At 68.3% G+C, this 12,977-nt stretch carries 11 protein-coding genes; 5 read left to right on the top strand and 6 right to left on the bottom strand.

What is annotated here, in order from left to right:
• Nucleotides 1-71 precede the first annotated feature (71 nt).
• The gene (locus tag ABLE92_RS01190) at nucleotides 72-1,025 is read right to left on the bottom strand and encodes a 4-hydroxy-3-methylbut-2-enyl diphosphate reductase (protein ID WP_348802678.1); all 954 of its coding nucleotides are present in this window, start codon (nucleotides 1,023-1,025) and stop codon (nucleotides 72-74) included.
• A gap of 52 nt (nucleotides 1,026-1,077) precedes the next feature.
• Between ABLE92_RS01190 and ABLE92_RS01195 the strand changes: the two genes are divergently transcribed.
• The 3 genes from ABLE92_RS01195 to ABLE92_RS01205 are packed head-to-tail and all read left to right on the top strand — an operon-like array spanning nucleotide 1,078 to nucleotide 3,471.
• Nucleotides 1,078-1,863 (top strand): lipid droplet-associated protein, encoded by a 786-nt coding sequence (locus ABLE92_RS01195; RefSeq protein ID WP_348802679.1) that lies wholly within the window; start codon nucleotides 1,078-1,080, stop codon nucleotides 1,861-1,863.
• Nucleotides 1,864-1,912: 49 nt separating this feature from the next.
• Nucleotides 1,913-3,166, top strand: coding sequence for an exodeoxyribonuclease VII large subunit (xseA, locus tag ABLE92_RS01200; RefSeq protein ID WP_348802680.1), 1,254 nt, complete (start codon nucleotides 1,913-1,915; stop codon nucleotides 3,164-3,166).
• The gene (locus tag ABLE92_RS01205; RefSeq protein WP_348802681.1) at nucleotides 3,163-3,471 is read left to right on the top strand and encodes an exodeoxyribonuclease VII small subunit; all 309 of its coding nucleotides are present in this window, start codon (nucleotides 3,163-3,165) and stop codon (nucleotides 3,469-3,471) included. Before xseA ends, ABLE92_RS01205 begins: the two co-directional genes overlap by 4 nt.
• A 42-nt stretch (nucleotides 3,472-3,513) precedes the next feature.
• On the opposite strand, the gene ABLE92_RS01210 is transcribed toward ABLE92_RS01205, so the two are convergent.
• Both ABLE92_RS01210 and ABLE92_RS01215 read right to left on the bottom strand, forming a co-directional pair.
• Nucleotides 3,514-5,082 carry an FMN-binding glutamate synthase family protein gene (locus ABLE92_RS01210; protein WP_348802682.1) on the bottom strand — a complete coding sequence of 523 codons (1,569 nt, stop codon included), beginning with the start codon at nucleotides 5,080-5,082 and terminating at the stop codon, nucleotides 3,514-3,516.
• 135 nt (nucleotides 5,083-5,217) lie between these two features.
• Nucleotides 5,218-5,799, bottom strand: coding sequence for a DUF4245 domain-containing protein (locus ABLE92_RS01215; RefSeq protein ID WP_348802683.1), 582 nt, complete (start codon nucleotides 5,797-5,799; stop codon nucleotides 5,218-5,220).
• Between the two features lie 159 nt (nucleotides 5,800-5,958).
• Between ABLE92_RS01215 and glpX the strand changes: the two genes are divergently transcribed.
• Together glpX and ABLE92_RS01225 are read left to right on the top strand one after the other, a co-directional pair.
• Nucleotides 5,959-6,954, top strand: a complete 996-nt coding sequence (gene glpX, locus ABLE92_RS01220) for a class II fructose-bisphosphatase (protein ID WP_348802684.1) — start codon at nucleotides 5,959-5,961, stop codon at nucleotides 6,952-6,954.
• Nucleotides 6,955-7,068: 114 nt separating this feature from the next.
• Nucleotides 7,069-7,722: a YoaK family protein gene (locus tag ABLE92_RS01225; RefSeq protein WP_348802685.1), complete on the top strand. Its 654-nt coding sequence runs from the start codon at nucleotides 7,069-7,071 to the stop codon at nucleotides 7,720-7,722.
• A 64-nt stretch (nucleotides 7,723-7,786) separates the two neighbouring features.
• Here ABLE92_RS01225 and ABLE92_RS01230 read toward each other — a convergent pair whose 3' ends face one another.
• The 3 genes from ABLE92_RS01230 to ABLE92_RS01240 are packed head-to-tail and all read right to left on the bottom strand — an operon-like array spanning nucleotide 7,787 to nucleotide 12,976.
• Nucleotides 7,787-9,229 (bottom strand): wax ester/triacylglycerol synthase domain-containing protein, encoded by a 1,443-nt coding sequence (locus ABLE92_RS01230; RefSeq protein WP_348802686.1) that lies wholly within the window; start codon nucleotides 9,227-9,229, stop codon nucleotides 7,787-7,789.
• A 1-nt stretch (nucleotide 9,230) separates the two neighbouring features.
• Nucleotides 9,231-10,712 carry an HAD-IB family hydrolase gene (locus tag ABLE92_RS01235; protein ID WP_348802688.1) on the bottom strand — a complete coding sequence of 494 codons (1,482 nt, stop codon included), beginning with the start codon at nucleotides 10,710-10,712 and terminating at the stop codon, nucleotides 9,231-9,233.
• Entirely contained in the window at nucleotides 10,709-12,976 is a 2,268-nt protein-coding gene (locus tag ABLE92_RS01240; RefSeq protein WP_425476170.1) for a glycerol-3-phosphate 1-O-acyltransferase, read from the bottom strand. The genes ABLE92_RS01235 and ABLE92_RS01240 overlap by 4 nt, the downstream gene beginning before the upstream one ends.
• Nucleotide 12,977 lies beyond the last annotated feature (1 nt).

Genomic DNA, 12,977 nt, shown 5'->3' on the forward strand with positions numbered 1-12,977 from the left:
TCCCACCTGCACGGAATGCATTGCGTGCAGGTGGGAGTTGGGCATGCAGATGGCCGAGGAGGTCAGGGAGGTCAGCGCGCCGTCCGCGCCGGCCGCAGCTCCCGCGGCAACGCGAAGGTCAGCGTCTCCTCGGCGGTGGTGACCTTCTCCACCGAGTCGAATCCGTACTCGGAGAGGAAGTCGATGACGCCGCGCACCAGCACCTCGGGGACCGACGCGCCGGAGGTGATGCCGACGGTGCTGACGCCCTCGAGCCACGACGGGTCGATCTCGCGGGCGTAATCGACCAGATACGACGCGGCCGCCCCGTTCTGCAGGGCCACCTCCACCAGACGCACCGAGTTCGACGAGTTCTTCGACCCGACGACGATCACCAGGTCGCACTGCGGGGCCATCGCCTTCACCGCGACCTGCCGGTTCTGGGTGGCGTAACAGATGTCGTCGCTCGGCGGGTCGTTGAGTTCCGGGAAACGTTCGCGCAGGCGCCGGACGGTTTCCATCGTCTCGTCGACCGACAGCGTGGTCTGCGACAGCCAGATCACCTTGGACTCGTCACGCACGGTCACCTTGTCCACCGCGTCGGGGCCGTCGACGAGCTGGATGTGCTCGGGTGCCTCACCGGCGGTGCCCTCGACCTCCTCGTGGCCCTCGTGGCCGATGAGCAGGATGTCGTAATCGTCGCGGGCGAATCGCTTGGCCTCCTGGTGCACCTTGGTGACCAGCGGACATGTCGCGTCGATGGTCTTCAGGTTGCGCACCGCGGCGGTGCGGTGGACCTCCGGGGACACACCGTGCGCGGAGAACACGACGATCGCCCCCTCGGGCACCTCGTCGGTCTCCCCGACGAAGATCGCACCGCGTTCGGCCAGCGTGTCGACGACGTGCCGGTTGTGCACGATCTCCTTGCGGACGTAGACGGGAGCCCCGTGTTTGTCGAGGGCACGCTCGACGGTCTCCACGGCCCGGTCGACGCCGGCACAGTACCCCCGCGGTTCGGCGAGCAGGACGCGCTTGGGTTCAGACATGACTCCCAGGGTACGTGTTGGCCGCCACGAGCGAAGATGGCAGAGTGAACCCATGGTTCGCGCACCTTATCCGGCCCGTATCGCCGCAGGTCTCGTCGTCACCGCGATCGAGGAGACGCGCAAGCTCCCCACTCTGCTCGTCACCCTGCCGATGACCGCGGTCAGCGAAACCCTGCAGTTCGCGATGCGCGCACAGCAGGGCATCGCCGAACTCGCCATCAAGGGTGACACCGCGCTCGAGTTCCTCTTCGACCATCCCGACGAGCAACCGTCGTGGGCGCGCTTCGACGACGACGAGATCGACGTCACCGAATCGGTCGTGCCGATCGAGTCCGGGCGCAAGGGCGGCACCACCGACGAGGCGACGCCGGCGGCGGCCACACCGGCTCCGGCGAAGAAGGCGGCCGCGAAGAAGGCACCCGCCACCAAGGCCCCTGAGCCAAGGACCCCGGCCAAGAAGGCCCCGGCGAAGAAAACGCCGACCAAGAAGGCATCCGCGCCGGCCCCGGCGCCCGAATCCGAGGCGCCCCGCGCCGACGCCGGCCGGTTCGCGCTCTACAGCTCCGCGCCCCAGGACGTCATCGACTCGGCCCACGAGTCCGCCTCCGAGGCGGACGCCGAGTCGCCGGCATCCGGCGATGTGCCCGAAGTCGTCGAGTACACCGACTACGACACCCTCACCCTCGCCCAGCTGCGCGCCAAGCTGCGCACCGTCAGCGTCGACGACCTCACCGCGCTTCTGGCGTATGAGAAGAGCACCCGCAACCGCGCACCGTTCATCACGATGATCGACAACCGGATCACCGCCGCCGAGAACAAGCGCTCCACCTCCTCGTGACGGGGCGCGTCACCTTTCCGGGGGCTGTGACCGTCGCACCGGGGACACCGTGACCGCCGGGGCCAACACCGCCGACAATCCCTGGCCGGTCCGCACCGTCAACACCAAGATCGCCGACTGGGTGCATCGTCTCGGCCAGATCTGGGTGGAAGGCCAGATCACCCAGATCAGCCGACGCCCGGGCACCCGCACATCCTTTCTGACACTGCGGGATCCGGCCGCCGACATCTCCATCTCGGTGACCTGCAGCCCCGATCTGCTCGCCCGCTCCGAGGTGCCGCTGACCGAGGGCGCGCACGTGGTGATGCTCGGACGCCCCAGCTACTACACCGGCCGCGGTACGATCTCGTTGCGGGTCAGCGACATTCGCCCCATCGGCATCGGGCAACTGTTGCTGCGGATCGAACGGCTGCGGCAGCTCCTGGCCGCCGAGGGCCTGTTCGACACCCGGATGAAACGCCGGCTGCCCTTCCTGCCCCGCACCATCGGCCTGATCTCCGGGCGGGCGAGCGCCGCGCAGCACGACGTGGTCACGGTCGCGTCAACCCGTTGGGCGGCAGTGCGTTTCGACGTGCGGGACGCCCCGGTCCAGGGGCCGACGGCGGTAACGCGGATCATCGCCCACCTCAACGACCTCGACGCACACCCCGACATCGACGTCATCATCATCGCCCGCGGCGGCGGCAGCGTCGAAGACCTGTTGCCGTTCTCCGACGAGACCCTGCTGCGCGCGGTGGCCGCCTGCACCACCCCGGTGGTCAGCGCCATCGGCCACGAACCCGACACGCCGCTGCTCGATCTCGTCGCCGACCTGCGCGCGGCCACCCCGACCGACGCCGCCAAACGTGTGGTCCCCGACGTCGAGGCCGAACTGGTCGGCATCACCGCGCTGCGGCGACGCAGTGCGCACGCCCTGCGCAACTGGGTGCACCGGGAGGATCGGGTGATCGCCGGCCTGCGCGCGAGACCCGTTCTCGCCGATCCGTTCTCGATGATCGACCGGCACGTCGAGGGCGTCGAGCGGGCCCGCTCCGACATCCGGCGTGATGTGCTGCGCCTCATCGACACCCAGGAGCGCCGCACCGAGGCCCTCGCCGCGCGGCTGGCCACCCTCGGGCCGGCCCAGACCCTCGCCCGCGGCTATGCCGTCGTGCAACGCACCGACGTCGATCCGCCGCAGGTCCTCGACTCCGTCGACGGCGTCGGCGCCGGGACCGCGCTGCGCATCCGCGTCGCCGACGGTTCCCTGCACGCGCACGTCGATCAGCCCGCACATCCCGATCATCAGGAGCCCGATCAGTGAGTCCGCAACGGAGCCAGAAAGATTCATCGCAGAAAGATTCAGCCCCGAAAGATCCAGCCCAGCCCACCGACGTCCCGGTCGAACAACTCGGCTACGAGCAGGCCCGCGACGAACTGGTGGAGGTGGTGACCACCCTGGAACGCGGCGGCCTCGATCTCGATGCGTCACTGGCCCTGTGGGAACGCGGTGAGGCGCTCGCCGACCGCTGCGAGGCACACCTCGCGGGTGCCCGCGACCGCATCGAGGCAGTGCTCAACGACGGCGATGACGATGGTGACGACGACGAGGACGATTTCGACGACTGACCCGCGCGCCGTCGGGACCTGACCGGGATGTACCGGCCCCGATCAGCCGACCGGCCGGAACGAATCCGGATCAGCGCGGGAGAAGTCCTCCACCCACGATTCCGGCGGATCACACAGCAGCACACCGTCGTCGAGCCACTCGTAGATCTCGGCGTAGGACCGCTGTTCAGTGGTCGAGAGCCGTTTGCGCAGCAGGTGCGGGCCGAGGCGGGCCGGATCGTCGATACCCATCGAACCCATCAGCCGCATCGCCTGCGCCACCGTCGCCTTGTGATAGCGGTAGACGCGTTCGCTCTTGTCGGCCACATCCAGCGCCCGCGCCCGCCGCGGGTCCTGGGTGGCCACTCCCACCGGGCACTGATTGGTGTGGCAGCGCTGCGACTGGATGCAGCCGACCGCCATCATCATCGCGCGTGCGGCGTTGGTGAAATCGGCGCCCTGGATGAGGCGTTTGACGATGTCGTTGCCGGAGGCCACCTTGGCGCTCGCCCCGATCCGGATCCGGTCCCGCAGACCACATCCGACCAGGGCGTTGTGCATCGTCATCAGTCCGTCGGTCAGGGGCAGACCGACGTGATCCTCGAATTCCAGCGGCGCCGCCGCGGTACCTCCCTCGGCACCGTCGATGACGATGAAATCCGGGGTGATCTGCTCCTCCACCATCGCCTTGCACATCGCCAGCACATCCACCCGGGAACCCACACACAGCTTGAACCCCACCGGTTTCCCGTCGGCCAGTTCCCGCAGCCGCCCGATGAAGGTGATGAGTTCCCGCGGGGTGGAGAACGCCGAATGCGCGGGCGGGCTCACACACTTGCGCCCCACCGGCACACCTCGATACCGCGCGATCTCCTCGGTGACCTTCGACCCGGGCAGCACGCCACCGATGCCCGGCTTCGCGCCCTGACTCAGCTTCACCAGGATCGCCTTGACCTGTTCGGTGGCGGCTTTCTCGGCGAAGGTGTCCGGATCGAAATGTCCGTCGGCGGTGCGGGTTCCGTAGTAGCCCGAGCCGATCTCCCAGATGACGTCGGCACCGGTCAGGTGATACGGCGTCAGCCCGCCCTCGCCGGTGTCGTGGGCGAAACCGCCCTTCCGGGCCCCCTCGTTCAGCGCCCGCAACGCGTTCGACGACAGCGCACCGAAACTCATCGCCGAGACATTGAGCAGCGACATGTCGTACGGGCGGGTGCAGTCGGGTCCGCCGATCCGCACCCGGAACGGCTCGGGCGGCGCCATCAGCGGTGCGGCCGAGTGGACGAGGTATTCGTAACCCTCGGCGTCGATGTCGCGTTCGGTGCCGAAGGACAATTCCGACGCGGTGCCCTTGGCCCGCTCGTAGATCAGGGAGCGGACGTCACGATCGTAGGGGCGGCCGTCGAAGTTCCGCTCGATGAAGTACTGCTGGATCTCCGGACGCAGCATCTCCAGCAGGAATCGCATGTGTCCGAGCACCGGATAGTTCCGCAGGATCGAGTGCTTGCGCTGGAGCAGGTCGTAGATGCCGAGGGCGGCGAGCGGCGTCAGGATCGCCGCCGGGATGATCCACACCCAGGAGCCGATCACGGCCCCGACGATGCAGACCACCGCGGCCACCACCAGTGCGCCCATGCTCACAATCCGCAGTCGTAACACCCCGACACCTTCTTTCCGACCACATGTCACGACGCCACGTCGGCAACGTCATCCGACATGAGATCACGACGGCCGGGAGAGTGTCTGCCCAACCGCGTGTGAGACCCGGGTTCAGCCCCGACCGGGCAGGGGTTGCTGTGCGAGAACCGCCGCGGCCATCTTCTCCATGTCGTCGGCGGAACCGGTCGACATCACCGCGATGCGCACGTTCCCCAGATCGGTGATCCAGATGTTGTTGCCGTCGTAGGTGGAATAGAGCACCCAGCGATGGCCACCGATCTCGCGGGTACCGGTACCGGAGGCGACCTCGTCGTCGTCGCCACCCCCGGCGAGATGGGTGACGAGTGTGTCCTCGGAGGCGTCGGTCTGGGTGAGCTGCACGTAGTTACCCGACGGGGTCAGCCATCCCACATTGCTCAGCACATGTCCCGAGGCGTTCTCGCGGCTACCGGAGCTGGGTTTCCAGCCGTCCGGGTCGGCGGGCCGCCGGATCGGGAACGGCATCGTCTGCGAATCGGCGAGCAGTGCGCCCTGCACGTCGAACGGTGCGCGCCGGTCGTCCTTGGCGGTCCCGGTCAGTCCGACCGAGCAGTTGCCGGAGACCATGGCGACGAACGCGCAGATCACCAGCAGCGGAATGATCGACCAAATCATGTCCTTGCCGCTGGTCAGATAGCGCGGTTTGGAGGCCATGAGGCCAGTATTGCAGTCGGCCTCGCGCCGACCCCAATCGTGTGATGGCAGGCACGCACACCCCGCGCGCCCAAAGGGCGACCCGCCGACGCGCGGGCGGCGTGACATGCGAGGATGGACGGTGAGCCGCAACGCCGCACGCCGAGGAGTCGAAGAGACATGAGCGCATCCACCCACCAGGCACCCGACCGCAACTTGGCGATGGAGTTGGTGCGAGTCACCGAGGCGGCCGCGCTCGCGGCCGGTCGCTGGGTGGGTCGCGGCGACAAGAAGGGCGGCGACGGTGCCGCCGTGGACGCCATGCGCGAACTGCTGTCGACGGTGTCGATGCGCGGTGTGGTCGTGATCGGTGAGGGCGAGAAGGACGAGGCCCCGATGCTGTTCAACGGCGAAGAGGTCGGCGACGGCGACGGCCCCGACTGCGACGTCGCGGTCGACCCGATCGACGGCACCACGCTGATGGCCGAGGGCCGCCCCAACTCGATCGCGGTGATCGCGGTCAGCGAACGCGGCTCCATGTACGACCCGTCGGCCGTCTTCTACATGGACAAGATCGCCGTCGGCCCGGAGGCCAAGGGCGCGATCAACATCGACGAGTCGGTGGAGTGGAACATCAACTCGGTCGCCAAGGCCAAGGGCATCGACGTCGCCGACCTGACCGTGGTCGTCCTCGACCGTCCCCGCCACGCCGATCTGATCGGCGAGATCCGTCAGGCCGGCGCCAAGATCCGCCTGATCTCCGACGGCGACGTCGCCGGGTCGATCGCCGCGGCCGGCGACTACAGCACCGTCGACATGCTGATGGGTGTCGGTGGCACCCCGGAGGGCATCATCACCGCCGTCGCGATGAAGTGCATGGGTGGCGAGATCCAGGGCAAGCTGTGGCCGCGTAACGAGGAGGAGCGCAAGAAGGCCCTCGACGCCGGCCACGACCTCGACCGGGTCCTCACCAACGACATCCTGGTCAGCGGCGAGAACTCCTTCTTCTGCGCCACCGGCGTCACCAACGGTGACATGCTGCGCGGTGTCACCTACCGACCGGGCGGCGCCACCACCCGCTCGCTGGTGATGCGCTCGAAGTCCGGCACCATCCGCCGCATCGAGGCCGTGCACAAGACCGCGAAGCTGCGTGAGTACGCCCGCCTCGACATCTAGTCGTCCGATCTCCTGACCTCGCCCGGTCCCCCACGAGGGGACCGGGCGAATGTCGTATGGACACACGCGCATTCACCGATTCTCCGACCTATCTCGGCTGATACCCTCACACCCGTGTCGGACACAGCCGCAGCCACGCCGGGGCGGGCGCCGTCCGAACGCGCGCTGGCACTGACATTGCTGGCCGCGGCCGGGTACCTCGACGCGGTCGCATTCCTGGCTCTCAGCGGAATCTTCGTCGCCTTCATGTCGGGGAACACCACCATCCTCGGACAGTCCATCGCCTACGGTCACTGGCACACCCTGGCCATCTGCGCGGCCCTGATCATCGGTTTCTTCGCCGGCAACATCCTCGGCAACGTCATCACCCGATGGGGCGGGCCACGCGCTCACCACATCCAGTCCTCGGCGACGATCGCCTGGGTGGCGCTCGGGGCACTGCTCACCGTCGTGGTGTCACCGGAGATCGGCCTGCCCGTGGTCGCGATCGGCAGCGGCCTGATCAACACGGCCCTGTCGCGATCCACCGATGTGCATGTGGGGCTGACCTACGTCACCGGGACCCTGGTCAAGGCCGCGCACCAGTTGGTGTACGGCATCAGGACCGACGACGCCTGGCAGTGGACCACCACCGTGGCGACCTGGCTCGTCTTCGCCTGCGGTGCGATGGCCGGCGGCTTCGGCTACCGCTGGATCGGGGTGTCGTCGATCTGGATCGCGGTGGTGGCGTTGGTGATCGCCGCGTTCCTGCCGCACCGCAGCGACTGACCACCCGGCCACCGACCATGCGCCGGCCGACCACCCGGCGACCGGCCCCGCCTCGACATCCCCCTCAGACGACCCGACGCATCACGCCCGGGGTGGCATCGGCACCGTCGGGGCCCTCGGCCACCAGGCCCAGCACCTCGTCGAAACCGGCGACGACGGATTCGGCGAACAGTTCCGGATCGGTGACCGCCGCGGCGTCGAAGTTCAGTCCCAGACACGCGATCTGATTGTGGGTGATCAACGTGGCCATCACCGCACACCCCGGCAGCGGCCCGAACGGGAAGAGCCGCTCCACCTTTGCGCCGGCGACGTAGGTGTCCCACGGGATTCCGGGGACGTTGCTGGCCTGCAGGTCGTTCTGGCTCGTCGCGCCGCTGAACTGTCCGAGGAGCCGGCCGGGCATCCAGGCGAGCACCGACCCCAGGGTGTTGAAGATGTCGACGGCGGGTTCGTTCTTGGCGGCCCGCACCTGTTCGCGGATGGTCAGGACCCGTTCGAAGGGATCGGCGATGTCCATCGGGCCGGCCATCCGCCCGACGGCGATGCGGTTGCCGCCCTCGGGATCCTCGGGTCGCCGCACCGAGATCGGGATGGCCACCGGTATCGGGGCGAGTGCGGCACCGCTCTTCTCGTGATAGATCCGGAATCCGCCGATGAGCCCGCCGAGGTAGATGTCGTTGATCGAGGCCCGCACCGCGCGCGCCGCGGCCTGCATGTCCGGAAACGGCACCTCGAACGCGGCGAACCGCCACGACACGCTGCGCGCCGATAGCAGCGGCGATCCCGGCGGCGACACCATCCCGGCCACCCGCGGTACCGAACGCCCATACCGCAGAACCGAACTGAGCGCATGGGCCGGGTCCCGCAGGGCGGCCACACCGCGCAGCGCCAGCGAGGCACGATGCGGTATCCGGGCCACCTCCTCGCCGATCTGTCGCCGGAGCACATCGAGCGCCGAGATGGATGTCGGCATCGGGGCGGGCGGCTGCGGCTTACCCGGGATCGGGTCACGTGACGTCGAATGCAGTTGCGCGAGAACCAGGATGGCGCCGAGGCCGTCGGTGAGCGCGTGGTGCGCCTTGAGGAAGTAGGCGCACTTGCCGCCGGCGAGTCCCTCGATCAGGTAGCCCTCCCACGGCGGCCGTGCCGGATCGAGCGCCGTCATCGCGAGTTGTTCACAGGTGGACAGCAATTCGCGCATCGAACCGTCGCCGACGAGTGCGATCCGGCGCACGTGATAGTGCAGGTCGAATTCCGCGTCGACCGCCCAACTCGGTGTTCCGGTGGCCAACGGCGACTCGATGACGCGTTGCCGGAATCGGGGCGCCATCCGGCTTCCCCAGTCGTGCGCCGCGAGCAACCGGTCCCAATCCGGTACGCGGTCATAGATTTCCAGCATGGAGATGGTGCCCCGCAGTTTGCGGTCGGCATCGCCGCGCCACATCAAGGCGTCGACCGGGCTCATATGCGGTTCGGTCCCCCACGACAGGGGTGCGTCCTCACTCATCTCACGCCTCCATCGTGCGGGTCATCCGGCCGTCCTCGAACGATTCGACGGGCCACTGGGCCAGCGTGGACACGAACATCTGACGCACCTCCTCGGCATGTTCGCCGACGGCCTCGGTGGTCCAGGTCGAGGTGTCCACCGGCGGCAGCACCTTCACCTCGACGGTGCCCGGCGAGATGAGTTGCGCTCCGCGCCACATCAATTCGCCGACGTTGCGCAGCACGATGGGCACCACCGGCACACCCGCCTGCATGGCGATGTGGAAGGGCCCCTTCTTGAACGGCCCGATCCGCGGGGTCGCCGAGCGCGTGCCCTCCGGCGCCACCACCAGCGACGCACCGCCGTCGCGCAGTTTGCGCACGGCGGGTTCGAGTTGGTCGATGGCGCGTCCGGCATCGGCACGGTCGATGAACACCAGTCCCGCCGAGTCGAGGATCTGCCCGAAGACCGGCAGGTCCCCCACCTCCTTCTTCGCCACCCCGGTGGCGTCACGCCGCACCAGGTGGACGATGACGGCCAGGTCGAGCTTCGACTGATGGTTGAAGACGAACACGCACGGCCGCGACGAGGTGAGGTACTGACCACCGTCGAGGACGCTGACGTCGATACCGGCAAGGGCCAGTCCGACGTCGGTGCCCATCGCCACCGCGGCCTGCATGGCCGTCTCCGATCCGACGCCGGGTACCAGTCCGGCAACGAAACCCGCTGCGGCAGAGGCGAGGAACGAGCCGTAGCAGGCGCCGGTCCGCGCCGCCATCGCCCATCGGTTGTGTGACGGGTTGCGCAGGTCGAGGATCGGCCAGCCACGGGCGCTCGCCTCGGCACGCAGGGTGCGGCGCGGCGACACCGCGGCCGGATGTCCCACGCTCTCCAGGTAGGGGATGTCCTCGTTGCCGTCGCTGTAGGCGAACGAGGCGTCGAGGTTTATGTCGTGTTCCCGCGCGAGGGTGCGTACCGCGGCGGCCTTGCCCGGTCCCCACAGCGGTCGGCCGATCACCGCTCCGGTGACGATGCCGTCGACCACCTCGACGTCGGTGGCCAGGGCGTGATCGGCGCCGATCTCACGCGCGATCGGTTCGATCTGGAACCGGGTGGCCGACGACGCGATCACGATGCGATGCCCGCGTTCCCGATGCGCCCGCAGGATCTGCCACATCTGCGGCCGGAGTTTGGCGGCGGTGTCCTGCCGGAAGAGCCGCTCCCCCATGGCCAGCAGCTCGGTGTACGGTTTGCCGGCGAAGGTCGGTTTGGTGGCCTCGAGCACCTCGGCGTAATCCTGTTCGGATTCCACTCCGCGCAGTCCGATGAGGGCGAAGTCGGCGACCTCACCGAGCCCGAATTCAAGACTGCGGAGACGTTCCCCGAAGATCGCGGTGGCCGAGAATCCCTCGATCAGGGTGCCGTCGTAGTCGAAGAAGGCACCGATGTGTTTGCCACGTGGCGACGACCGGATCGCCTCGAGCCGTCGGGTGAACGCACTCACGACAGCGCCTCCTCCTGGGCGACCTCGATGGCCGCGATACGCGCGAGACGATCACGCATCTGCTCGACCTCGGCCAGCCACGCGGTCCGTGCGCTCACCACGTCGACGTCGTCGCCACCGGAGATCAGCCGCCGGTTCTCCGCCAGCCGGTAGGCCGCGTCGTACAGTTCGGTCGACACCGAATCCTGGCTGCGCACAACACCCTGCAGCGCCAGTTGACGTCCCAGCCCGAGTCCGTCGGCGATCACCTGCTCCTTGCCGAGGGCGGCCGCACCACCGGAGACCAGCAGCTGCGCCACCACCAACTGGGCGTCGAAGAACGGTTGCAGGGTCCGCCGCGCGAACAATGCTCCCGACGTGGACAGCAGCGTGTTGTGGAACCACTCCGCCGACGGGGTGACGGTGCGCCATTCCGGTGCGATCAGGTCGACCTCGCCGCCGAGCCTGTGCAGGAACTCGGTCTTGGTGGGGAAGAAGAACTCGAACTTCAGCAGGTCCCGGATCCGCAGTGCCTCCTCCTGCGCGGCGGCGAGCATCGTCTCGTGCTCATGGTCATGCCCGAGGTCGCCGTCGAGCGCCGCCAGCAACGCCACCTCGACGATCGCGCGATCCACGAAGTGATGCAGCGCCCCGTTGCGGTAGTAGGCCGCGATCGCGTGGCTGTTCGGGGCGATCGACCACACCGTGTCGGGGCCGCCGGTGAAGCGTTGGAGGACCTTGGCGGTTTCCAGTTCCCGCAGGGTCGTCTGCAGACCGAGCCCGCGGCACAGCGACGGGTCGGGGCCGGGCAGTCCGCGGGCGTCGATGTAGTCGAGCAGGGGCGCGAGGATCGTCTCGATCTCGGCGACGGTGTAGGCGCGATCGCCGGCACCGAGCAACGCGAACCCTGCGAGCGACGTCGCCGAGATCGGGGTGGCCGCGTTGATCTCGTCCATCACCGTGAACGCGACCTTCTCCAGCCCGGCCGGGTCGTCGGCGACCTTGTCGATCGCCTCCCGCAACGAGAACGGTTCGCCGAAACGCACCCGCGCCTCACCCATGTAGGTGCGTTGCGCCTTGGCGTACTTCAGCAGCCAGGTGACGCTCTCGGGCTTCTTGGTCCCGCCGGCCGATTCGCGGGCGATCGCCCCGATCTCGTGGAGCTGGTCGTAGACGATCGACGTCGGGACCACCATCATGTCGGCGTTCTCGAGGTTGGCGAGGGCGTCGACCACATAGGACAGCAGGCCGAGCTTCGGTGGGCGCAGCTTGCCGGTGCGGCTGCGGCCGCCCTCGATGTACCACTCGAGGTTGAAGCGTTTCTCCACGATGAACGACAGATAGGAGCGCATCGCGAACTTGTACACCGGGTCGCCACCGAAGCGGCGGCGGATGAAGATCACCCCCGCGCGCCGCGCGATCGGGGCCAGCGGCCACAGCGCCAGATTGTTGCCCCCCAGCACCAGATTCGGTGGGAAGTCATGGGAGCGAAGGATTTCCGAGAGCACCAGGGTGTCGACGTAGGAGCGATGCGACGGCAGGAAGATCAACCCGTGGGTCTTGTTGAGGGTCCGTAGCTTCCCCAGGGTGTCGAGGTCGGCCGACACCGTCCAGGTGCGCTCGTAGAGGGCGCGGAACGTCGAGGAGAAGACGTCGTCCATCAATCGTGACTGGGTCGCCACGAAGGTCGACATCTTGTCGGTGGCCTCGGCCACCACCGCGGCCGCCGGACGCCCGAGTTCGGCCGCCAGTTTCGCCGCGTTGGTGCGGAACCGCGCCGACGACCCGATCTGTTCGGCGACCAGCCGGGGCACCTTGTAGCGGTCACCCACCAGCTGCCGTTCGGCGCGTTCGGCCGACAGAGACGCTTGCAGCGCAACGTAACTCGCGAACGATTCCCCTTCGGCCGACGCCGACGCGTGCCGGGTGCGCAGATCGTCGACGGTGGCCGCCTCACCGGCCACCACCCGCAGCCGGTCCGGTGCCCGGTTGCGGATGGCCGACTGCCGGAAGGCCATCGGACGCCGAGGATTCGACAGTGCGAGGACATCGGCCATCGACACCCGCCGCTCACCGCGACGTACCGGCGGGAGCCACACGGCCCGTGCGGGTATCAACGAGGTGTCGGGATCGAGGCCGTCCGGGTCGACCTCGCCGAGGGTGCGCAGCGTCGCCTCGGGGTGGGTGGCCGCAGCCCACTCGGCCACCGCCTCCCGCTCACACGACGTTCGAACCTCCGCCAACACGATTGCCGGCACCTGACCACCCGCCTTCCTCCCCGCCATC

It is taken from the genome of Gordonia oleivorans (assembly GCF_040044975.1).
Lineage (GTDB): Bacteria > Actinomycetota > Actinomycetes > Mycobacteriales > Mycobacteriaceae > Gordonia > Gordonia oleivorans.

Bases quoted from the DNA above. Each gene is read 5' to 3' on its own strand.
- ABLE92_RS01190 (WP_348802678.1), bottom strand. From the start codon at position 1,025: ATGTCTGAACCCAAGCGCGTCCTGCTCGCCGAACCGCGGGGGTACTGT.
- ABLE92_RS01195 (WP_348802679.1), top strand. From the start codon at position 1,078: ATGGTTCGCGCACCTTATCCGGCCCGTATCGCCGCAGGTCTCGTCGTC.
- ABLE92_RS01210 (WP_348802682.1), bottom strand. From the start codon at position 5,082: ATGGGCGCACTGGTGGTGGCCGCGGTGGTCTGCATCGTCGGGGCCGTG.
- ABLE92_RS01215 (WP_348802683.1), bottom strand. From the start codon at position 5,799: ATGGCCTCCAAACCGCGCTATCTGACCAGCGGCAAGGACATGATTTGG.
- glpX (WP_348802684.1), top strand. From the start codon at position 5,959: ATGAGCGCATCCACCCACCAGGCACCCGACCGCAACTTGGCGATGGAG.
- ABLE92_RS01230 (WP_348802686.1), bottom strand. From the start codon at position 9,229: ATGAGTGAGGACGCACCCCTGTCGTGGGGGACCGAACCGCATATGAGC.
- ABLE92_RS01240 (WP_425476170.1), bottom strand. From the start codon at position 12,976: ATGGCGGGGAGGAAGGCGGGTGGTCAGGTGCCGGCAATCGTGTTGGCG.